This window comes from Streptomyces sp. NPDC091209 (genome assembly GCF_044757755.1).
Lineage (GTDB): Bacteria > Actinomycetota > Actinomycetes > Streptomycetales > Streptomycetaceae > Streptomyces.
Window position 1 is genome coordinate 36,234 of record NZ_JBIVVR010000008.1, and the last position, 20,886, is coordinate 57,119.

24 protein-coding genes are annotated in these 20,886 nt (G+C 69.0%); 17 read left to right on the plus strand and 7 right to left on the minus strand.

From position 1 onward, the window contains the following. Position 1: 1 nt before the first annotated feature. Entirely contained in the window at positions 2–781 is a 780-nt protein-coding gene (locus ACIQRL_RS23490) for an SDR family NAD(P)-dependent oxidoreductase (protein ID WP_401334572.1), read from the minus strand. 11 nt (positions 782–792) lie between these two features. Next, a complete protein-coding gene (locus ACIQRL_RS23495; protein ID WP_401334575.1) occupies positions 793–1,551 on the minus strand; it encodes an SDR family NAD(P)-dependent oxidoreductase in 759 nt (252 codons plus the stop codon). A gap of 130 nt (positions 1,552–1,681) precedes the next feature. Between ACIQRL_RS23495 and ACIQRL_RS23500 the strand changes: the two genes are divergently transcribed. The 7 genes from ACIQRL_RS23500 to ACIQRL_RS23530 all read left to right on the plus strand — a co-directional run bounded on the left by ACIQRL_RS23500 (position 1,682) and on the right by ACIQRL_RS23530 (position 7,833). Beyond that, entirely contained in the window at positions 1,682–2,257 is a 576-nt protein-coding gene (locus tag ACIQRL_RS23500; protein WP_401334578.1) for a carboxymuconolactone decarboxylase family protein, read from the plus strand. Then, entirely contained in the window at positions 2,254–3,135 is an 882-nt protein-coding gene (locus ACIQRL_RS23505) for a fumarylacetoacetate hydrolase family protein (protein ID WP_401334580.1), read from the plus strand. Before ACIQRL_RS23500 ends, ACIQRL_RS23505 begins: the two co-directional genes overlap by 4 nt. 10 nt (positions 3,136–3,145) lie before the next feature. After that, positions 3,146–3,979, plus strand: a complete 834-nt coding sequence (locus tag ACIQRL_RS23510) for a fumarylacetoacetate hydrolase family protein (RefSeq protein ID WP_401334583.1) — start codon at positions 3,146–3,148, stop codon at positions 3,977–3,979. 245 nt (positions 3,980–4,224) lie between these two features. Next, entirely contained in the window at positions 4,225–4,854 is a 630-nt protein-coding gene (gene pnuC / locus ACIQRL_RS23515; protein ID WP_401334584.1) for a nicotinamide riboside transporter PnuC, read from the plus strand. Continuing rightward, positions 4,851–5,942 (plus strand): AAA family ATPase, encoded by a 1,092-nt coding sequence (locus ACIQRL_RS23520; RefSeq protein ID WP_401334587.1) that lies wholly within the window; start codon positions 4,851–4,853, stop codon positions 5,940–5,942. Before pnuC ends, ACIQRL_RS23520 begins: the two co-directional genes overlap by 4 nt. Beyond that, on the plus strand, positions 5,939–6,670 hold the full coding sequence (locus ACIQRL_RS23525) for an NUDIX hydrolase (protein ID WP_401334589.1): 732 nt from the start codon (positions 5,939–5,941) through the stop codon (positions 6,668–6,670). The genes ACIQRL_RS23520 and ACIQRL_RS23525 overlap by 4 nt, the downstream gene beginning before the upstream one ends. Positions 6,671–6,822: 152 nt before the next feature. After that, positions 6,823–7,833 carry a DUF6215 domain-containing protein gene (locus tag ACIQRL_RS23530; RefSeq protein ID WP_401334591.1) on the plus strand — a complete coding sequence of 337 codons (1,011 nt, stop codon included), beginning with the start codon at positions 6,823–6,825 and terminating at the stop codon, positions 7,831–7,833. 447 nt (positions 7,834–8,280) lie between these two features. Here ACIQRL_RS23530 and ACIQRL_RS23535 read toward each other — a convergent pair whose 3' ends face one another. The 3 genes from ACIQRL_RS23535 to ACIQRL_RS23545 form a co-directional block, all read right to left on the minus strand. Then, the gene (locus tag ACIQRL_RS23535) at positions 8,281–8,517 is read right to left on the minus strand and encodes a DUF5302 domain-containing protein (RefSeq protein WP_401334594.1); all 237 of its coding nucleotides are present in this window, start codon (positions 8,515–8,517) and stop codon (positions 8,281–8,283) included. A gap of 223 nt (positions 8,518–8,740) precedes the next feature. Next, positions 8,741–9,574: a PIG-L family deacetylase gene (locus ACIQRL_RS23540; protein WP_401334597.1), complete on the minus strand. Its 834-nt coding sequence runs from the start codon at positions 9,572–9,574 to the stop codon at positions 8,741–8,743. Between the two features lie 505 nt (positions 9,575–10,079). Then, positions 10,080–10,526, minus strand: a complete 447-nt coding sequence (locus ACIQRL_RS23545) for an anthrone oxygenase family protein (RefSeq protein ID WP_401334600.1) — start codon at positions 10,524–10,526, stop codon at positions 10,080–10,082. Positions 10,527–10,616: 90 nt separating this feature from the next. Here ACIQRL_RS23545 and ACIQRL_RS23550 point away from each other — a divergent pair, with 90 nt between their 5' ends. The 4 genes from ACIQRL_RS23550 (at position 10,617) to ACIQRL_RS23565 (ending at position 13,267) form a co-directional block, all read left to right on the plus strand. Continuing rightward, the gene (locus ACIQRL_RS23550; protein WP_401334602.1) at positions 10,617–11,195 is read left to right on the plus strand and encodes a TetR/AcrR family transcriptional regulator; all 579 of its coding nucleotides are present in this window, start codon (positions 10,617–10,619) and stop codon (positions 11,193–11,195) included. A gap of 552 nt (positions 11,196–11,747) precedes the next feature. Then, on the plus strand, positions 11,748–12,089 hold the full coding sequence (locus ACIQRL_RS23555) for an ArsR/SmtB family transcription factor (protein ID WP_401334603.1): 342 nt from the start codon (positions 11,748–11,750) through the stop codon (positions 12,087–12,089). Positions 12,090–12,092: 3 nt separating this feature from the next. Then, entirely contained in the window at positions 12,093–12,599 is a 507-nt protein-coding gene (locus tag ACIQRL_RS23560) for an SRPBCC family protein (protein ID WP_401334605.1), read from the plus strand. Continuing rightward, positions 12,599–13,267, plus strand: a complete 669-nt coding sequence (locus tag ACIQRL_RS23565) for a dihydrofolate reductase family protein (RefSeq protein ID WP_401334607.1) — start codon at positions 12,599–12,601, stop codon at positions 13,265–13,267. The genes ACIQRL_RS23560 and ACIQRL_RS23565 overlap by 1 nt, the downstream gene beginning before the upstream one ends. Positions 13,268–13,774: 507 nt before the next feature. Here the strand turns inward: ACIQRL_RS23565 and ACIQRL_RS23570 are convergent. After that, a complete protein-coding gene (locus tag ACIQRL_RS23570) occupies positions 13,775–13,918 on the minus strand; it encodes a hypothetical protein (RefSeq protein ID WP_401334610.1) in 144 nt (47 codons plus the stop codon). 96 nt (positions 13,919–14,014) lie between these two features. Between ACIQRL_RS23570 and ACIQRL_RS23575 the strand changes: the two genes are divergently transcribed. Continuing rightward, positions 14,015–14,710, plus strand: coding sequence for a 2-phosphosulfolactate phosphatase (locus tag ACIQRL_RS23575; RefSeq protein ID WP_401334611.1), 696 nt, complete (start codon positions 14,015–14,017; stop codon positions 14,708–14,710). Between the two features lie 219 nt (positions 14,711–14,929). Here the strand turns inward: ACIQRL_RS23575 and ACIQRL_RS23580 are convergent, their stop codons facing one another. Next, on the minus strand, positions 14,930–15,511 hold the full coding sequence (locus ACIQRL_RS23580) for an AAA family ATPase (RefSeq protein ID WP_401334614.1): 582 nt from the start codon (positions 15,509–15,511) through the stop codon (positions 14,930–14,932). 244 nt (positions 15,512–15,755) lie between these two features. On the opposite strand from ACIQRL_RS23580, the gene ACIQRL_RS23585 reads away from it, so the two are divergent. From ACIQRL_RS23585 to ACIQRL_RS23605, 5 genes are all read left to right on the plus strand, one after another. Next, positions 15,756–16,103, plus strand: coding sequence for a hypothetical protein (locus ACIQRL_RS23585; RefSeq protein ID WP_401334616.1), 348 nt, complete (start codon positions 15,756–15,758; stop codon positions 16,101–16,103). A gap of 51 nt (positions 16,104–16,154) precedes the next feature. Then, on the plus strand, positions 16,155–16,886 hold the full coding sequence (locus tag ACIQRL_RS23590) for a hypothetical protein (protein WP_401334619.1): 732 nt from the start codon (positions 16,155–16,157) through the stop codon (positions 16,884–16,886). 146 nt (positions 16,887–17,032) lie between these two features. Continuing rightward, positions 17,033–19,069: a hypothetical protein gene (locus tag ACIQRL_RS23595; protein WP_401334621.1), complete on the plus strand. Its 2,037-nt coding sequence runs from the start codon at positions 17,033–17,035 to the stop codon at positions 19,067–19,069. A 148-nt stretch (positions 19,070–19,217) separates the two neighbouring features. Further along, positions 19,218–19,658: a hypothetical protein gene (locus ACIQRL_RS23600; RefSeq protein WP_401334624.1), complete on the plus strand. Its 441-nt coding sequence runs from the start codon at positions 19,218–19,220 to the stop codon at positions 19,656–19,658. Positions 19,659–20,140: 482 nt separating this feature from the next. Next, positions 20,141–20,809 (plus strand): Type 1 glutamine amidotransferase-like domain-containing protein, encoded by a 669-nt coding sequence (locus ACIQRL_RS23605; RefSeq protein ID WP_401334626.1) that lies wholly within the window; start codon positions 20,141–20,143, stop codon positions 20,807–20,809. Positions 20,810–20,886: the final 77 nt, after the last annotated feature.

Consider the following 20,886-nt stretch of genomic DNA (forward strand, 5'->3'; position numbering starts at 1 on the left):
GTCAGGCCCCGATCATGTTGTAGCCGCCGTCGGCGACGAAGTAGCTGCCGGTGATGTGCTGGGCGTCCGCGGTCGCGAGGAGCAGCGCCGTACCGGCGACCTCCTCGGGCTTCGGGATGTGGTGCATCGGGGTCATCTCCCGCAGCTTCTCGCCGCGTCCGTTCTTGTAGTCCTCACGGTTGAGCATGCGCTCGGTCTCCATGAATCCGGGTGCGAAGGTGTTCACCCGGACCCTGGGCGCGAAGGCCTGGGCGTAGGACTTCGTGATGCCGAGGATGCCGTACTTCGCTGCCGCGTACTGCGGCGCCCTCGCGCTGCCGCGGACCACGACCGTGGAACCAACGTTGACGATCGAGCCGCCGCCCGACTGCTCGAGCATCCGCGAGCCGAACTCGTGGGTGCACAGCAAGGTGCCCTTGAGGTCGACGGCGAGCGTATGGTCGATCGCCTCTTCGGTGATCTCACGCCACGACATCTGGTCACTGGCCATGTCGCCCACGTTGTTGATCGCCACGTCGACCCGGCCGAAGTGGCCCCACACCTCGTCGGCCATGCGCGCGATCTGCGCCCATTCGACGATGTCGGCCTGGACGAGGAAGGCATTGCGCCCCTCGGCCTCGACCCGGTCGGCCGTACGGCGTGCACCCGCCTGCGAGCTGCGGTAGTGGATCGCCACGTCGGCGCCCTCCTGGGCCGCCCGGACGGCGATCTCGGCGCCGAGGCCGGTGCCGGCACCGGTGACCAGGACGACCTTGTCGGTGAAGCGCTGCGGATGATTCATGGGTCCGCCTTTCAGACGAGGGTGCGACCGCCGTCGACGTACATGACGTGACCCGTCACGAACGCGGACTGCGGGGAGCAGAGAAACAGCAGGGGGGCGACGACGTCGTCGGCGGTGCCGAGCCGGCCGGCCGGAACGAGACCGACCATGCCTTCGCGTATGCCGGGCTTGTCGAGGTAGGCGCGCGTCAGGTCGGTCTCCGTGTAACCGGGCGCGATGGCATTGACCGTGACGCCGTGCGGCGCCCACTCGCGGGCCATGACGCGGCAGAGCTGGTTGACACCGCCCTTGGTGGCGGCATACGGGGCGTGGTTGGCGTGCGCCAGCAATCCGGAGACCGAGGACAGCAGGACGATCCGGCCGTAACCACCGGACACCATCAGGGCGCCGGCCGCCTGAGCGCTCCACACGGCGCTCTTGAGGTTGACGTCGATGATCCGATGCCAGACGTCGTCGGGCGTCTCGAGCACCGGGCGCCGGTCGTTGATGCCGACCGCGTGGACGAAGACGTCGAGGCCGCCCATCGTCTCGGCTGTCTCGTCGACCGCGGAACGGGCGCTCCGCGGGTCGGTGAGGTCGGCCGCGCGGGTCGCGATCGAGAGTCCCGCCTCCACGGCCTGCTCGGCGAGGGCGGCAAGTCGCTCCTCGTCGACGTCCGTGACGGTCACGCGGGCACCGTGTTCGGCGAGGCCGAGGGCCGCAGCCGCACCGATGCCGCCGGCACCGGCCACCAAGGCCGAGCGATGATCGAGTCCGAGCCAGTCATCCATGCGAGGGATGAAAGGCGATGCCGTGTGATCCGCACTACGTTCGTTTCAATCATTGGAACCCGCGAAGGCGCGATGCCATTGCTTGGCACAGCACCGCGTGTGCTCCGGTGCGCGCACGACACTGGGCGCCATGACTCGGTTGCCCCGCCTTGCCCCAGGTGAACTCGACCTCGGCCAACGCCGCCTCTACGACGCGATCACCGGAGGGCCCCGCGCCAGTGGTCCCCAGCTCTTCGCCCTCACCGATACACAGGGAAGACTCAACGGCCCCTTCAACGCGCTGCTGTTCGCACCCGGGGTCGGGGTTGCCCTCCAAGAGCTGGGCTCGGCGATCCGCTACCGGACCTCGCTCAGCGATCGGATCCGCGAACTCGCCGTCCTCGCAGTCGCGGCCCACTGGGACTCGGCCTTCGAGCGCTACGCCCACGAGCCGATCGGCCGGGCCGCGGGTCTGACCGACGCGGAGATCGCCGCGGTGAGCGCCGGCACGGCACCCGAGCTCTCGGACCCCGCCGAAGCCGCCGCCCTCGAACTGGCGCGGGTCCTGGTCGCGAGCGGTGACGCCGACGACGCCGTCTTCGACCGGGCCGTTTCATTGAACGGCATGGAGGCGGTGGTGGAGCTCACCACCCTGGTGGGCTACTACGCAACGCTCGCGCTGCAGTTGCGCGTCTTCCGCGTCGGAACACCAGGAGACTCCGCATGAAACTCGTGACCTTCAACGACGGCCAGGTCGGCTACGTCGACGGCGAGGCCGTGGTCGAGCTCGACGTCCCGTCGATGCGCGACTACTTCGAACAGGAAGGGAGGGTCGAGGAGACCGGGCGCCGATTCCCCCTCGGCGAGGTCACCCTTCAGGCGCCCATCGTCCCCAAGAAGTTCTTCCACACCGCCGGCAACTTCACCGACCACCACGACGAGCTGACCGCCGTCGACTGGTCGCACCCGGTGCACAAGGGGATCGTCTTCTTCCAGAACGTCGACGCGATCATCGGTCCCGACCAGCCGATCGTGTACCCCGAGGGGCTCACCAAGGAGCTCGACTACGAGCTCGAGCTGGCCATCGTGATCGGCAAGAGCGGCAAGTTCTTCGGCCCGGAGGAAGCCGAGGACTACATCGCCGGCTACACGGTCTTCAACGACATCACCGCGCGTGACATCCAGCGCCGCGAGATGCAGTCGGGCGTCTTCTCCTTCTCGAAGGGGATCGACACCTTCTGCCCCATCGGCCCCTGGATCGTCACGAAGGACGAGGTTCCCGACCCGCACGCGCTCGCGATGGAGCTCCGGGTCAACGGCGAGCGGCGGCAGACCGGCAACACCAAGAAGATGATCATCTCGATCCCGCACCTGGTCGCCTACCACTCGGCCCAGGGCTACACGGCCGGCGACATCATCACCACCGGCACCATCTCGGGCGTCGCCGCCGTGCAGCCGAACCCGTTCGACTTCTATCTCAAGCCGGGTGACCGCATCGAGGCGGAGATCGAGGGCGTCGGCACGCTGCGGAACCACGTGATCGGCTGGAAGGACGCACACGACACCGAGCCGTTCTCCATCGACCTCTACGGCCCGGCGAACTGAGGCGGAACAGATGCGACTGGCCACGCTTTCCGACCGGGCCGTCCTGCTCACCGAGGACGGCGCGGTCGACATCGCCGACGCCTCTTCGGGACGCTTCGGCCCGGACCCCATGGACGTTCTGACCGACTGGACCGAGTTCCGGGCCTGGGCCGGGAGTGCCGAGCTGCCCGCGGCGAGCCCGTACCGGACCGCCGATCTGGACGCGCCTGTCCCGCGCCCCCGCCAGGTCTTCGCGGTGGCGCTGAACTACCGTCCTCACGCCGCAGAAGCCGGCTACGTCCCGCCCGAGATCCCGCTGCTCTTCACCAAGTTCCCCAGCTGCATCGTCGGCCCGGCCGCGGAGGTCGAACTGCCCAAGGGCAATGTCGACTGGGAGCTGGAAATGGTCGCCGTCATCGGCGCACCCTGCCATCGGGTGCCCGCGAGCGAGGGCTGGGAGGCGGTGGCCGGGCTCACCGTGGGGCAGGACCTCTCCGAGCGCGTCCTCCAACTCACGGGCAAGCCGCCGCAGTTCTCGCTGGGCAAGTCGTACCCGGGCTTCGGCCCGACGGGTCCGGCGCTGGTGACCCCCGACGAACTGCCGGACCGGGACGACATCGCGATCGAGTGCCTGCTGAACGGCGAGAGCGTCCAGGCGGCCCGCACCAGCGAGATGATCTTCTCCGTTCCCCAGTTGGTGGAGTTCATCAGTGCGGTGTGCCCGCTCCACCCCGGCGACCTGATCTTCACGGGGACCCCGGCCGGGGTGGGCAACCGTCGTGTTCCCCAGCGGTTCCTCGGTCCCGACGACGTCCTGGTCAGCCGGATCGACGGCCTGGGAGAGATGCGGCAGACCTTCCGCTGAACAAGGGCCCGCGCCGACCGCCACCCAGGACGCCGGCGCGGGTCCGCTCCGTCATGAGCCGGACGGCAGCCGCGACACCGCGCGAAGGCCCCAGTCCCACGAACCGGCGCCGCACCGCAAGACCAGCCAGGCGGGCCAGGGCGGCCAGGGCACAGCAAAGCAGCCTCCGATCCACCCGCCCGCGGCGCCCGTGGCACTGCGGGCTTCTCCCTTGTCCTCCACCCGCCGACTCCTTTATAGTCACGATGACCATAAAGGAGTCGTCCGTGAACTGGAACCTCAGCTGGACCGAAGCGCTCGGCTTCGCCACCGGCGCCCTCTGCGTCTGGCTGGTGGCCCGCCAGCACATCGCCAACTGGCCCGTCGGCATCGCCAACAACGTCTTCTTCATCGCGCTCTTCCTTGAGTCCGGCCTGTACGCCGACGCCGGCCTCCAGGTTGTCTTCATCGCACTGGCCGCCTACGGCTGGTGGAGCTGGGCCCACGGCGGCGGACCCGCCACCGCCGGGGCCCTGCCCGTGCGCCGCACGACGGGTGTCGAATGGGCCTGGCTCGCTGCTGCCGGAGTACTGAGCACCGCCGCCCTCACCCTGCTGCTGGACCAGGCCACCGACTCCACCGTCCCCTTCTGGGACGCCCTCACCACCGCCCTCTCCCTGACGGCCACGTACGGCCAGTGCCGCAAGCTGCTGGAGTCCTGGTGGCTGTGGATCGCCGCCGACCTGGTCTACATCCCGCTGTACGCCTACAAGGGCCTGTACCTGACGTCCCTGCTGTACGTCGGCTTCCTCGCCCTGTGCGTGACCGGCCTCGTCGGCTGGCGGCGCACCCTCGTGGCCGCCGACCCCCGCCCCGCCAGGGCGGTGACCGCATGAGCGCCGCCACCCGCCCGTACCGACACGGCTTGGTGCTCGGCAAGTTCTATCCGCCGCACGCCGGCCACCACCACCTCGTCCGCACCGCCCTCGCGCAGTGCGACCGGCTGACCGTCCTGGTCTGCGCCGCCTCCGTGGAGTCGGTGCCGCTCGCCGACCGGGTGACGTGGATGCGCGAGGCCCACCCGGGAGCCGTGGTCGTCGGCGCCGTCGACGACCACCCGGTCGACCTGCACGACCCCGCGGTGTGGGACGCCCATATGGCTGTCTTCCGTACGGCCGTCCCGGAGCCGGTGGACGCCGTGTTCACCTCCGAGTCCTACGGCGCCGAGCTGGCCCGCCGGTTCGGTGCGGCCGAGGTCAGCGTGGACCCCGACCGCACCACCTACCCCGTCTCCGGTACCGCCGTACGCAAGGACCCGGTGGGCTCTTGGGCGTTCCTCGGCCCGGGCGTACGCGCCTCCCTCGTCCGGCGCGTGGTCGTCCTCGGCGCCGAGTCCACCGGCACCACCACCCTCTCCCTGGCACTGGCCGCCCACTACCGTGCGCGCGGCGGCATCTGGACGGACACCGGCTGGGTACCCGAGTACGGGCGCGCGTACAGCGAGGAGAAGCTCGCCGCACTGAGGGCCACCGACCCCGAAGCCGACTGGGCGCAGGCCGAGTTCGCCTCGGAGGAGTTCCCCGTCATCGCCCGCCGCCAGGACGCCGACGAACAGCGCGCAGCCCGGGACGGCTCCCCCGTGCTCATCTGCGACACCGACTCGTTCGCCACCACGATCTGGCACGAGCGCTACCTCGGCGCGCCCAGCCCCGAGGTGGCCGCCGTCGCCGCCCGCACCCCGCGCCATCTGTACCTGCTCACCGACCACGAGGGCGTGCCCTTCGAGGACGACGGCCTGCGTGACGGCCCGCACCTGCGCCCGTGGATGACCGGCCGTTTCCGGGAGGAACTGGAGCGCACCGGCCGCCGGTTCCTGCTGGTCACCGGCAGCCCCGAGGAGCGGCTGCGCACAGCCGTGGCCGCGGTGGACGGCCTGCTCACCGAGGGCTGGCACTTCAACGACCCGCTCCCGGAGCACCGGTGACATCCGCCGCCTCGTACGACCCGTCCGCGTACGAGCCGTTCGCGGTGACCGTCGACCTCGCCGTGCTGACCGTGCGCGCCGCCGCCCTTCATGTGCTGCTGATCCGGCGCGGCCAGGAGCCGTACGCGGGCGCCTGGGCGCTGCCCGGCGGCTTCCTGCTTCCCCACGAGTCGGCCGAGGAGGCCTCCCGCCGCGAACTCGCCGAGGAGACCGGCCTGCCGGAGTCCCTGCTCGACGGCCTTCACCTGGAGCAGGTACGCACCTACAGCGACCCGGATCGCGACCCCCGGATGCGGGTGGTCTCCGTGGCCTTCGCCGCGTTGGTCCCCGATCTGCCCGAACCTGCGGCCGGCGGCGACGCCGCCCAGGCCCGCTGGGTGCCACTCGCCGAGGCCGAGGTCGCCGCCCTCGCCTTCGACCACGACCGCATCCTCGCCGATGCCCGCGAACAGGTCCAGGCCAGGCTGGAGTTCACCTGCCTGGCCACCGCCTTCTGCCCGCCCGAGTTCACCCTCGGCGAGTTGCAAGCCGTCTACGAAACCGTCTGGGACACCGGCCTCGACCGCCCCAACTTCCGCCGCAAGGTGCTCGCCACGCCCGGCTTCGTGCAGGCCGTCCCCGGCGGCGCCCGCCTGACCGGCGGCCGCGGCAAACCCGCCGCGCTGTACCGCGCCGGCCCGGCCACCGCCCTGCACCCGCCCCTGCTCCGACCGGAAACCCTCCGATGACCGCCCAGCACGGCGAGACGGCCGTCCCGCCGTCCGGAACCACACCCCGGGCGCCCGTCGACAGCCCTCAGCCCTCGCGCACCACGTACCACGTACCCGGAACTGTGGCTTCCATCATGGCGAATGTGATCTTGTCCTGATGAGATCGCCGGATGCTCGGTTTCATCCTCCGTCTTCTGCCGTTCTGGGTCCGTGAGCCCCTGCTCATCGCGGTCGGGTCTGTTCTCGGCGTACGACTCATATACCTCGCCGTCCGCGATCAGCATTGGGGCACGGCCGGTCTCGGCGTGCTGTTCCTCGTGTTCACCGCCATACGCGTCTACGCGGTGATCCGGGCCCTGCGCGCACGCCGGAACCCGAGTACGGCCGCCCCCGCACACGGGGTGGCAGCCGATGCTGCCGCCCAACCCCAGGCCCAGGCCCAGGCCGGAACCGGGCCGCGTCCCGGCCCGAGCACTCCGGAGAAGGATCACAACGCGTGGGGCCAGGCCTTCGCGGCCTTTGCCGTGTTCGGGGCCCTCGCGGCCACGGTGTGGTTGGGCCCACGTTTCATGCCGGCCGACGACAACGTTCCGCAGCCCGCGTCGTGTTCGGACGGGTCAAAGGAAAAGCTGCCGAAGGTCTTCAAGCAGACGCCCCGGCCTGTGACCGGTGAAGAGCTGTGCAACGCGGTCAACCGGCCCGACCTGGCCAAGCTCCTTGGGACGCCCGGAGAGACCGCGACCGATGTTTCCAGCAGCAGCGACACCGGTCCGCTGACCGATGGGAAGGTCGCCCAACCGGAGACCGAGGTCACGTTCGACACGTACACCTTGAATGTCTCGGCCAGTTACAACGAGCTGTCGACCCACCAGTACGTGAAGCTGATGAAGTTCGGGGATGAGACGGACATCAAGACCCTTACGGTTCTCGGTCGGCCCGCGGTCCTCTCCTCGGATCACACCATGAAGATCGAGATCAATCTCGGGAGTGGCGGATCCGGCGGACCGGTCGAACAGGGCCCACCGGCCAGGACGCTGACCGTGGCCCTGGACCGCAAGGACCGAGGCGGCTACTGCGAGATCACCGTGTGGAGCAAGTCCGGAGCTCTCCCGAACGACAGCGTTCTCCTCGACATCGCTCAGAAGGTCCTTCCGAGGATCCCCGAACGAACTGCCCGATGAGACGCCGACAAGATCTCGGCGAGACGATCGGCCCCGTCGCGCCGACGGCGACGGCACCAGCCGTGCAACTCCTCAGGGCGTCAACGCGTAGCGGCACTGCCGGTGGCGAGCAGCGGGCGGGCCGCCCAGCAGCCGGACGATCACGGCGGTACCGCCATCCGGCGGAACCCTCCGGCCTCACCCCTTGGCGCGGCTCGGCGCCCGAAGGACAGTACCGGGACACCGTGTCGTCCGTCCCGGCTCTGCCGCCGGGACGGAACACGACGCGGCGCGGCGGCCCGGCCGCCCCGCAACCAGCTGAGCACGCCGCGATCATCCCGGCCGAGTCGGCCGGTTCGCAGTCGTTGTCCAGGGCGGACCGCTCGATGTCGTCATGGTCGCGGCCCAACTGGCCAGCGCCAGGCATCGCCTGACGCTGGCGATTCCTGCCTGAGTCCGTTCCGGGACTCAGCCACCGCTCTTTCGACGGAACGACCGCTGGCTGGCGGCCGGGCCGTGCGCGCCGTGGATCTTCGACGTGTTCGTGCGCGCAGCGAGGTCATTGGCATCCGCCTGCGTACCACGCTTGCGCGCCAGAGCCTCCCGGAACTTGCGCTTCAAGTCGTCCTGGCCCTCATCGTCGGGCGAAAGGGCAGGGCTCTCGCCGTCAACCGGCTCTTCGGGTGATGGAGACTCTGTGGCCATGGTGACCTCCTGGGACTGTGCAATGGAAAGGCAGGGCAAAGCACAGCTTGTCACGGCGGGCACCGCTCGAGGCAGCCGCTTCCCGCACCGCCAACCGCCGTCGCGGATCGTCGACGCTGAACACGGATGAGAACTCTCCGCCGCCGATCGGTCTCCGGGGGTGTGCCCTGCTCGATCGCGCCGTTCGGTCGATGGGCTTTCCCGGGCCGGTCGGACGAGCGGATCAGCGCAGTCCGGCGAAGAGATCGTTCTCGGGTACGGCCGCGCCGGTGGGGTCCTGGACACGTACGAAGGTCTCCATGCCCATCAACTCGCCGAACCTCTCCTTGCCCATCTTGAGGAAGGAGATGTTCTCGCCCTGGCTGGCGTGCGCGGCCAGCGCGTCGAACTTCTGACCGCTGAACGCGGTGGCGTCCACCCACGTGGTGATCTCGTCGTCGGGGAGGCCGATCTTGGCCATCGCGGCGGCCTCGGCAGGATCCGGCTCCGGCATGTCCTCATGAAACTCGCTCATGATCTCGCCGAACCGCTGCATCATCGAGCGGGGCATCGTCGTCCAGTACACCTTCGGCGTCAGCTCGGTCATCTCCAGCGCCGCCATCGTGATGCGGTGGGCCTGGATGTGATCGGGGTGGCCGTAGAAGCCGTTCTCGTCATAGGTGACGACCACATCAGGTCGGTAATGCCGCATGAGTTCCGCGAGTCGGGCGGCACCTTCCTGAACCGGGGTCCGCCAGAAGGATCCGGGGGCGTCGTTGCTCGCCCAGCCCATCATCCCGGAGTCGGCATAGTCCAGCATCTCCAGATCGCTGACCTTCAGGACCTCGCAGCTCGCCTCGAGTTCTTGACGGCGCATCAAGGCGACCGCCGCCGGATCGTGCCCGGGATCGCCCGGCTTGACACCCTCCGGTCCGTCACCGCAACCGCCGTCGGTACACGTCACGAGAACCGTGCGGATGCCTTCCGCCGCGTACTGCGCGAGGACCCCTCCGGTTCCGGTGGCCTCGTCGTCGGGGTGGGCGTGTACTGCCATGAGCGTCAAGGGCCGGTCAGTCATGAAAAAGTCCTCCTGCGGAAATACGTCTTGGTCCAAAGGCGCGGCGGGCGGAGCGCGATCCTGGGCCCAGGATCCGGGTGGGGCGGCGACCTCGTGGCCTCCGTGTTCCTCACCCGTGCGGCGCCGGTCCCCCGGTCGATGCAACCGTGCCGACCGGACCGGATGTTCCCGGCGCGGGCGCTTGGCCTTCCAAGCGTCGGCTTTCCAACGAGAACGACCTGCAGGCACGACCTGTGCCCTGTGGCAGCGCATCTGTCAGACAGCGAGCCATTGGCCTGCAGGGATGCCAGGTCGATCGAGAAGGCGGAGGCCCGTGGTTCTCGAACGACCCGGCTTCGCCGAAGACGCGATCTCGATAGGGGCAGAACCTCCCGCAGAGGGGGTTCTGGGTTCCGAGGGTGGTGTGGATCCCTGCGAATGACCGGCTACCACCTGCGGAGTATGCGTCGGCTACGGCCCGCGGAGCAAAGGAGCGCCGCCACCGGCGCGGTCTCGGCCCGCGGGCTCAGGCGAGGGCGGCGGCCAGCAGGACGAAGGCGGCGATGATGACGGCGACGCGGACGTAGTGGTAGCGGTCCCAGCGCTTCATCTGCTGCTTCCAGTCGGCGGGCCTGTTGTCAGGGGTCCACGTCTTGCTCCGGTTGTTGATCGGGACGAGCAGCAGGATCGACATGACCACGCTGAGGAGCAACAGCGCGCCGGCGGTGATGACGAGGCCGGTGCCGGGGTCGTGCCGTCCGGCGACGGCCCAGACCACGACGAGGACGAGGGAGCCGATGTACCAGAACGGCATCACGGCGCCGAGCATCCGGCCCCCGTGGGCGTGGCCGAGTTGGCCGCTGTCCTCGGGGAGCGCGTCGAGGATCGGGTTCATGACGAAGGCGACGGAGAACTCCACCCCCACCATCAGGCCGACGACCACGGTGGTGAGGACCTCTAGTGCGTTGAGCATGACAATCTCCCTGGGATCTAGTGTCGCTAGCTGATGAGGCAACGCTAGCGCTACTGCCGATCGATTGTCTAGCGGTGCTAGGATCGAGTCATGTCGGTACAGGAACGCAAGGAGCGCGAGCGGGCGGGCCGTGAGCGTCTCATCGTGGCGACGGCCCGCGAACTCGCCGAGCAGCAGGGCTGGGACGCGGTCACCACCCGCCGGCTCGCCGAGCGCATCGAATACAGCCAGCCCGTCCTCTACAGCCATTTCCGCGGCAAGCGCGAGATCATCGGCGCTGTCGCCCTCGAAGGTGCCGCCGAGATGGCCGCGGCGCTGCGGGCCGCGACCTCCGCCGCGGACGGCCCTCGCACCCGGGTCACCGCCCTCGCCCGCACGTACCTCGACTTCGCCGAGAGCAACCCGGCGGTCTACGACGCCATGTTCCAGCTCGACGGGGGGCTGGCGTTCGCACACGAGGACACGCCGGAGCCGCTGAAGGACGCCTTCGCCGCCCTGCTGGAAAGCCTCGGCGAGGTCGCCGGGGACGGCGTCCACCCAGGGCTGTTCACCGAGGTGTTCTGGGCGGCCCTGCACGGGCTGGCCACGCTGACCCGGGCGGGACGGCTGCCGCCGGCGGACGCCGAGCGGAGGGTGGAGCTGCTGGTGGACCGGCTCGCCGTGGTCTGACACACCGTCCGAACGAACGGGCAGCCGGGGTCTTCCGGCCCGGCTGCCGGCTGCCGCATCGCTTCCGGCCCCTCGCCGCCCACGCCGCGGAGCCGCAGATCGAGGCAGAACCTCCGGCAGGCGGGCCCTGGGTTCCGAGGGCGGTACGAAACCGCGCGAATCGTCGGCCAACTCGGCGGTCGTCGCCAGGTAGAGGTCTCTGGGGTCGAGGGCGGCACATCGCCTCGATTGCCGAGAGCTTCCCCGCGCCTTCCGGGCCGACCTGGTCCGTCAGCCGGACATGGACGACCAGGCCCGAATCGCCCTCCAGCCGCGCGCAGCAGTCCGGCGTATGCGCGATCCGGCGCCGCTCCCCCGCCGCGTCACCCGGTCACCCGGAACGGCTGCGAGGTCAGTCCCGGCTGCGAGGCCAGTCCCACCCGTGGCGGGTACAGCGAGAGCCGGACCAGGCGAATGACGTAAAACACCAAATATGGGGCAATAGCCATTCCACAAGACCCGCCGGATTCCCAGTCCGCTTGACGTATTCCGATATGGGAATACGATGACGACATGGCACGAGCAGCGACGACGTCGGACGCGTTCAACGCGATCGCCGAGCCGCAGCGCCGGGACATCCTGGCGCTGCTGCGGGCGGGTGAGCGGCCGGTGACCGACCTGGCCCAGGAGCTGGGGATGAGCCAGCCGGGGGCGTCCAAGCACCTGCGGGTGCTCCGGGAGGTGGGGCTGGTGCGGGTTCGCGGGGTGGGCAAGCAGCGCCTTTACGGCCTGGACGCCCGCGGGCTGCGGCCGGTCCACGAGTGGGTCGGCGGATTCGAGCGGTTCTGGAACGAGAGTTTCGACCGGCTGGACACCTACGTGCAGGACCTCAAGCAGACACAGCAGGAGGACTGACCGATGGCAAGGGCGAGGCAAGAAACGCGGACGGAGCCGGCGACGGCCGACCGGGAGATCGTGATCTCCCGGGTCATCGACGCCCCGCGGGAGCTGGTGTTCGAGGCGTTCACCGAGGTCCGGCACCTGTCGCGGTGGTGGGGTCCGGAGGGGTTCACCGCCACCACGCGGTCCTTCGAGTTCCGCGAGGGCGGGGAGTGGGACTTCGTGCTGCACGGGCCGGACGGGACCGACTACTCCGAGTGGATCCGCTGGCTGCGGATCGTCCCGCCGGAGCGGATCACGCTGCTGCACGGCGAGTCACGCGACGACCCGAACGCCTTCGAGTCGGTCCTGACCTTCGCGCCGGACGGCGCGGCGACCCGGATCGTGATGCACACGGTGTTCCCCACCAAGGATCTGCGCGACGAGGCGGTCGAGAAGTACCACGCGATCGAGGGCGGCCGGCAGACCCTGAGCAGCCTGGCGGCCTACGTCGCCGATCTCGCGCGGAAGGGGGCGCAGGGCTGATGGCCGGGAAGGTGTTCTTCAGCGTGTCGATGTCGCTGGACGGCTTCATCGCGCCCGAGTCCGTGCCCGTCGAAGACGAGCTCTTCGCGCCCGACAAGCAGGACGACCCCGACGTTCAGCGCTGGATGGCGCAGTGGATGGAACTGCAGCAGTGGATCTTCCCGCTGCGATTCTTCCGGGAGAACCTGAAGCTGGGCGAGGGCGGCGAGGAGGGCCGAGACGACGACGTCGCCCGGGAGACGTTCGAGCGCACCGGCGCCAGCGTCATGGGCAAGCGAATGTTCGACCTGGGCGAGCAGTCATGGCCGGAGGAGGCGCCGTTCCACACCCCGGTCTTCGTCGTGACACACACCAAGCGTGACCCCTGGGAGCGGCCCGGCGGCACCACGTTCCACTTCGTCAACGACGGCATCGAGCACGCCCTCGACCAGGCCCGCGAGGCCGCCGGCGACCGCGACGTCCGCATCGCCGGCGGCGGCGCGACGATCCTGGAGCACCTGAACGCCGGCCTGGTCGACGAGTTCTCGATCACGCTGTCACCGGTGCTCTTCGGCGCCGGCACCCGCCTGTTCGACGGCGTGGACGCGTCCAGGATCGCTCTGGAGCCGGTCCGATCGGAGCCGTCCTCGCGCGTAACCCACCTGACCTACGCCGTACGCCCACGATAGCCGCGCCGCCACTCCACATAGCGCCCCGGGCACCCACGGCGCACGCGCACGCTTGAATCCATCCGGCATCAGCCGTGAGGTTCCGCCACGACATGTGGGACTTCTCTGCACCACCGGCGGCAGCCGGTCATCCCTCGCGTCTCCGTGGACGAGACTCGTAGGTTGTGCGCTCGTGGCTGATGACCCGGTGGCGCACCCGAATCGGCATGCCCTCGGACGGGTGTTCAACGAGGTGCCGGAACTCTACGACCGAGTCCGGCCGGGATACCCCGACGAGCTGTTCGCAGACCTTGTCTCCATCACCGCCATGGACCAGAAGTCGTCGGTGCTGGAGGTGGGCTGCGGTAGGCACCCGAGCGTCACGCCGCTATCTGAGCGTCCTGCGTGTCGGACAGCGCACCGAGTGAAGCCAGGAACCGTACCTCTGAACCACTGACCGCACCCCGGTCAGCAGTTGGAAGGGAGCTCCCATCTCCCGCGGCCGAAGGTGATCTGACCGAGGGTGATCTAGCCGAAAGCCGGGATACCGAGGCTGGCCGTATTGGCAGCGCGCTTCGCTTCGGCATCGAGCTGCGCGAGCTCGTCCTGAGCGCCGACGAGGCTGACCTGCAGGCCCTCCACCTCGGCGGGGTGGGCGGCCTGGTGGCCCACGCCGCAGACGGTCGGAGGTGTTGCTTTTTGAGCCGCCGCTGTGACGCGGGCGACTCCCTGGGCGCTTCGGGTCGGACATGCGCGATCATGATCGGTATGGACGCTCGTTTCCTTGGCATCCCTGAGCTGGTCGAAGCCCCGTCCGTGGCGGTCGTGGTCGACGTCATGCGTGCATTCACCGTGGCCGCCTGGGCCTTTGCCCGAGGGGCGGAAAAGATCGTTCTTGCCGAGTCGCTGGACGAAGCCCTGACACTCAAGGCCCGCCGCCCGGATTGGGTGGCGCTCAAGGACGGTCCGCCCGCGCCCGGGTTCGACCTCGTCAACTCGCCGGGCCTGCTGCGGTCCAGTGACCTTGGCGGACGGACCGTTGTGCAGAAGACCACGGCAGGGACGGTCGGTGCCCTCGCGGTCAAGGACGCGTCGTTGGTGCTGTGCGCCGGCTTCGTGGTGGCGGAGGCAACGGCCAGGCTCTTGCGGTCACGCGGGGGTGACCGTGTCACGTTCGTGGTCACTGGCGAGGACGGTCGGGCCGACGAAGATCTGGCGTGCGCTCAATACATCGCCCGGAGGGCAAACGAGGCTGGGACGGATGCCGCTGACTTCCTGCGCCGTGCTGCCGAGTCGCGCGCCGCCGCCGAACTGAGGGAGGGCGTGCGCCAAGGAGTCCATCCCGATGACGTGTCGCTCTGTCTTGAGCTCGACCGGTTCCCTTTTGCCATGGTGGCGGCCTGGGAGGACTCGCTCATGGTCCTGCGTACCAAGCCTTCGCAGACCGACGGCGCCCCGATCTGATCGCCGGCGAGCCCCGGACGCCTGAACGCGGGTGCCGACCCTCATTCACATCGCCGGACACCAGAACAGAACCAACCAACAGAACACTCAGCCGGCCGACTGGAGCGCTCAGCCACATTTGAGCCGCAGCAGGCTAGCTGTCACCCGCAGGTGGGCTGACCTGGTCCGCCACAGGTGGGCTGACCTGGTCCGCGCATATCCCTTGAAGCAATCCGGCTGTCACCGACGAGGAAACGATTCCGTCAATTTCACCTGATTTGCCATCGTCTTGTCACCAGCCGTTGTGGCGATGTTGAGCCATGCCCGCGCTGCCTGTGGGGTGGCGAGGTGGATGACTTCGAGGGGTGCGAACCGGGGGTCGGCGCAGCGGGTGGCGATGTCAACCCTGCGATGCGCGTGTTGCGACCAGGCCCACCAAGCCGGGTGATCGGCCCTGAACCAGTCGCTCGCGGTTTCGACGTTTCCGCCGAAGATCCGACGGCGGAACAGGGTACGGGCCGCTGACCGGCGCAATACGCGGCGCATGATCACCGGGCGGGAGTAGTCGAGCCAGACGACAGTGTCGGCTCGGGACCACAACAGGTCTCGGACCTGCGGGTAGCCGAAGGAGTCGAAGATCCACGAGGGGCCGGAGCTGATCTGGGACACGTCCTCGAACAGGCGTGGGTTCTCCTCCCATTGGGGGCCGACGATGGCCAGCGCATCCATCTCGTGAAAGGGGATCGCGAGGCGCTCGGCGATCGCGCGGGCAAGGGTGGTCTTGCCTGCGCCCGTACTTCCGGCGACCAGGACTCGTTTCATCGAGGAAATACTCTTCCCCGGCGCACTCAAGGGTCAAGCTCGACCTGGGACGGGCCCGCAGCGACGTCGAGGCAGCTTTGCTGCAAATACCGCGCTTCGGCTGACGCGCTCAGTCGCACTGGTTCTGTTCGGGCGCGACTGGTGCCCTGACCCGGATGGTTCACCCGGCCAGCGATTGGATTGGTTGTAGGGGCAGTTGAGTGGTGGACGCCTGTGCGAGGGTCTCGGTCGTGATCGGCTACGGGTGAGCTTCCTACTCGGTCTGGGGCTGGGCGGGCTCTACCCGATGTTGCGTCAGCGCCGACCCGACGCCGTGGAACTACCTGCTGCGGAACTGCCCGCAGCGGTGCAGGAGTCGGTGACCGTCTTCGGGGAGGAGGTCGCCGCCTTGGAGTTCGAAGCCAACGGCACCGACGCCACCCCGGTCGTCCTGAAGGAGTGCCGGGCGGCGTTGGAGGCGTACGACCGGGCCAGTGCGGCGCGCACGGAACCCGATGCGCTGACCGCCCTGCGCGATCGCCGCGCTGCCATGATCCGTCTCGACGCCCGACGCAATGGCCGACCACCGGTCCCGGTCGACGCCCTCCCGTAGACCGCCGGCCCCAGCCGCCCGCGAGCGCTCACCGGCACCGGCGAACGTCATGTGTCGACCGGTTTCGGCGACGGGAAGACCGAGGTGCTCATCGACCGTCCCGAGTCCGGCTGGCCAGCCCTGGTGGAGGCCGATGTCACCGGCGAGGGCAACTTCTTCCCGCGGACCGTGACGCGCACCGAGGATCTGACCGACACCGGCGTTTCTCTGATCTCCGTCATCGATGAATACCGCGGACGTTGTTACCTGCCCGCTGACGCCACCCACCTGCGTGTCACGACCGCCAACAGCAGCAACGACCACCGTTGGTCGACGCGCGTCGTCCCGCTGTCGGCCGCGACCGTGCTCGCCCCCGAACACCGCGGCCACGGTGACGAGGTGCTCCGCCACAACGGCGGCCCGGCGCTGCTCACCGTCAAGGGGGTGCAACACAGCATCTTGGCGTTTTCGAATGCTGTACGGACATATCCGTCAGTAGATTCCCTGGCACATCGGCGAGGGGGATTGACGACAGTGGAAGATGGCGGGGCAGCCAGGGCTGCCGGCGCAAGCAGCCAGCCCGCCTGGTGGCGGGCGGCCCAGGAACACGTGCGTCTTCGGGAGGGCGGGCGCGGCGCCCGGCCCGGGCGGTGGGTGAGTCAGCGTCGTACCCCGTCCCGGAACGCCGGTGCGACCGAGCGGGTCGCCGACACGGCTGCGTACAGGTGCGGGGGCGAGGGAGCCGCTGTGTTCCCGACCGGGGAACGCCGCAACCAGGACATGCACTGCGGGCCCGTGTCATGACCACGGGAGAACCACAGGAGCCGAAGCCTGAGCCGGAACCAGGCAGCCGGTCACACGATCCCGAACCACCCATCGGGAAGCCGCGGGAGCCCGAGTCGCCGGGCGGCCCGCCGAATCACACCTTCTACGGCCCGGCCGGCGTCCAGATGGGCAATCACAATGTCCAGCACAATGAGATCCACCTCGGATTCGCCCCCAGCCGTGCGGATGTCCTGGCGGCGCATCTGTACGACGCCGTACTCGGGCAGTGGACCGCAGAAGCCGCCAGGCGCCGGATCGGGCCTGGCGACCTGCTTCCCCTGCACTGGCGCGTGAGCAGCCGCCCCGTCGGCAACCGCATCGAGGGGGCGGTCGCCGGGGGACGAACCGCCTTCGATCCGCTGCCGGGGCTGCGGGCGACCACCCTCAAGTCGCTGAACCGGGGCGGCGGGTGGGAGGAACTGCATGAGGTCTACGGGGGCCTGGCCTCGGGGCGCCTGCTCCTTACGGGGCTTCCCGCGGCGGGAAAGACGACAGCGGCCGTACATCTGCTGCTGGAGGCCCTCGCCTACCGCGAGAAAGTTCCCAAGGCCGACCGGGCCCGCGTCCCGGTCCCGGTGATGTTCACCCTGCACGGCTGGGACCCCAAGGAGCAGGCAGCCACGGAGTGGCTCGCGGAGAAGCTGTCCTCCGAGTACGTCCTGCCCTGGGGCCGTGACAGGCTCACTCGGGCAAAGGAGTTGCTGACCAGCGGACGTGTCGCGGTATTCCTGGACGGGCTGGACGAGGTTCCCCGGCCCCGTGTGGTGCTCAGTGCGCTGGAGGCCACCACGTTCCGGCTGGTGGTGCTCTCCAGGGCGCGCCAGGCCGTCGTGGCGGGTCGCGGGAGACGGTGCAGGCTGGGTGGGGCTGTCGCACTGGAGGTCCTGCCGGTGCCCGCCGAGGAGGCGGCGGCGTACCTGTTGAACAAGTTCCATGAGCCCGCCCCGCCCGTCTGGCAGGAGCTGACCAGACGCGTGCGCCGGGCCCCGGACAGCCCCTTGGCGCAGGCGCTGTCCAGCCCGCTCGCGATCCGCCTGCTGTGCGACGTCTACCTCGACGGCGGGCCGGTCGAAGACCTCTTCGACGAAAGCCTGCACGCGAGCCAGGAGGCGATCGAAAATCACCTTCTCAGCCATCTGGTGCGGGCCGCCTACACACCGCGCGAGGGGTACAAGGCCCCGCCGTTCTCGCCGGAGACCGCGGTGCGCACTCTGCGCTTCATCGCCCGGCGGCTGGAGACGGACGGCACGCGTGATCTGCTGTGGTGGCACATTCCCGCCTGGGCCGACCGGCGGGTGCGGATCGTGCTCACCGCCGTGGTGTGCGGGCTGCTCCTCGTGCCCGGATCCACCGTCCTGATCGGATCGGCACTCCACACCCCGGCAGGACCATGGATCGGTGCCCTGATCGGCATCGTGAACTGCGGCGCCGTCGCCTACCGCACCGCGACAATCGGCGACCAACGCGCTCTGTCCAGTACCCGGTGGCGGGACATCGTGAACAGATCAACCGTCCGGTTCGGTCTTCTGTCCGGTCTGGGTACCGGCCTGCTGCTGAACTTCGCCAACCCGCTTCCGCTGCTTGGCATACCCGCCCCGTCGATGTGGGTCTCCGTCTTCTTCGCCGCCTGCTACGGATTCGGCTCCATGCTGGTGCGCGGCGCGGGACGCGAGATGACCAAGGCAACCACATTCGCGATCGGCTCCTCCATGCTCCCCGCCGACGAGGAACGACCGCCGGCCGAGATGCAGGCGCGCTGCATCACCCCGCGCTCCGCCTGGCGCCACCATCTCCAATTCCGCCTGCCGCTGGGACTGTTGACAGGGCTCGCCGCGGGGCTCGGCCCCGGCGTGCTGCTCATCTCCTCCTACGGTCCCACGACGGCCCTGTACACCGCCATCGGCATAGCCATGTGGTCCTCTCTGTGGTCGGGTCCGGTCGGAAACCTGGCCTGCACGACCGCACTGGCTTCAGCGCAATTGGCCTTGCAGGAAGAGACCCCGCTCCGGTTGATGACGTTCCTCGAGGACGCACGCGACCGCGGTGTCCTGCGCACCGTGGGACCCGTTTACCAGTTCATGCACGGTCGTCTGCAGCAGTGCCTGGCCCAGGACGCCCTCGCTCCGCGCGCTGGACGCGTGCAGCACGAGCGTGCGTCCTGAGTTTTGAGGCCGGGCCGTTGGGTGAGCCGGGCACAGGACAACGGGATTTCGCGCGTGGGTACGGGCAAGAAACTTGCGGCTATCGGGTGGACGACACCACGGTCACAAATCGACCTGAATGACAGGGAATTGAGTGGGGTGGGACGGAATGCTGGAGACGGCGTTGACAGCACTGGCCGCGGCGGGCGGTACGGCGGTGGCGCAGGCGGCGGGCACCGACGCTTGGTCGGCCTTGAGAGGAAGGGTCGCAGGCTGGTTCGGTCGCGGTGACAGTGAACGGGAACGGGCCGAGTTGGAGCGGCTGGACAGCAGCGCTGCCGAGCTCACCGCCGTTGGGGGGCCGGAAGCGGAGCAGGTGAGGATACGTCAGGAGGCGTCCTGGCAGGCTCGTATCGAGATCCTGTTGGAAAGCCTCGACGGCGAGCAGCGTGACCGAGCGGTGGCCGAGCTGCGGGCGCTGGTCGAGGAAGCCGCCCCCGGTGCTGCCGGACCGGGCGCACGGGTGTCGGGCAACGTCTTCCAGGGTCCGACGGCGTTCCAGGTCGGCAACCACAACCGCCAGGACAACCATTTCGGCCCCCGGGCATGAACGCGCCCCCTCCCCCTCACGATCCATGCGAAGCCGGTCTTGTTGTATATCGCAACGGCCTACCGGCCGTTCAAACCCCTCCAGCCTGCTCGGCGGCATGCCAGGCTGTGAGCCGCCGCCTCGCGCCCACGCCTAGGTCAGGACCCCTGGGCAAGCGGAGGACGCCGACGATCTGCGCTCCTCGCCGGGAAGATCTTCTCTCCCGGCCCTACTGCTGCACCCGAGCCGTCAACAGGCTCCCGATTCAACCTGTCGACGACATTCCTCGTCACGAATTGCGACGCCCTCCCGCCGACGCTCGTACAGGCTCACCCCCCATGAGGCCAGGGCCAGGCCGGCCCCAAGGCCACGAAGGACCAATAGACCGATGTTGAACGTTCTCGCCGCGCCGACAGCACCGGAGATTCGGCCCGCCTCAACAGCGGTTGGCTGCGGCCTCGTTCGAGCGGTTGCTGACGTGGTCGTCGGCTTAGGGTGGTGTAATGAAGCTTCTCCTTACCGACTCCGGTGTCAGGAACGCCAGCATGCTGGCGGCGCTGGTCGATCTTTTGGGCAAGCCGATCGCCGAGGCCAGCGCCCTCTGCATCCCCACAGCAGGGTACGGGGGCCCGTACGGGGATCCAGGCGGCCCATGGCGATTCCTCAGCGGACGGTCGCCCAATCCCATGACCGAGTTGGGGTGGAAGTCGGTGGGCGTGCTGGAGCTCACCGCACTGCCCAGCATGGACAAGGGACGCTGGGTCTCCTGGGTCCAAGAGGCAGACGTTCTCCTCGTGAACGGCGGCGACTCGCTGTACCTGTGCCATTGGATGCGGGAGTCCGGACTGGCCGACCTCTTCCCGTCGCTGCGCGACACGGTCTACGTAGGGCTCAGCGCCGGGAGCATGGTCCTGACTCCTCGCATCGGGGAGGCCTTCGTCGGCTGGATGCCGCCCACCGGTGACGACAGCACGTTGGGAGTCGTCGATTTCTCCATCTTCCCGCACCTCGACAGCCCGGGCTGTCCGGAGAACACCATGGCCGAGGCGGAACGATGGGCCACCGAGATAGGGGGTCCGGCGTACGCCATCGACGCTCAGACCGCCATCAAAGTGACCGACGACGGCGTCGAGGTCGTCTCCGAAGGGCACTGGAGGCTGCTCGGTAGGTGACGCTGTCCGGGATCTTGGACGTCAGGACTTCCCTGCGGAGCGCCATGCGCGGCTACGGACAGGACAGCGGCGCAAGA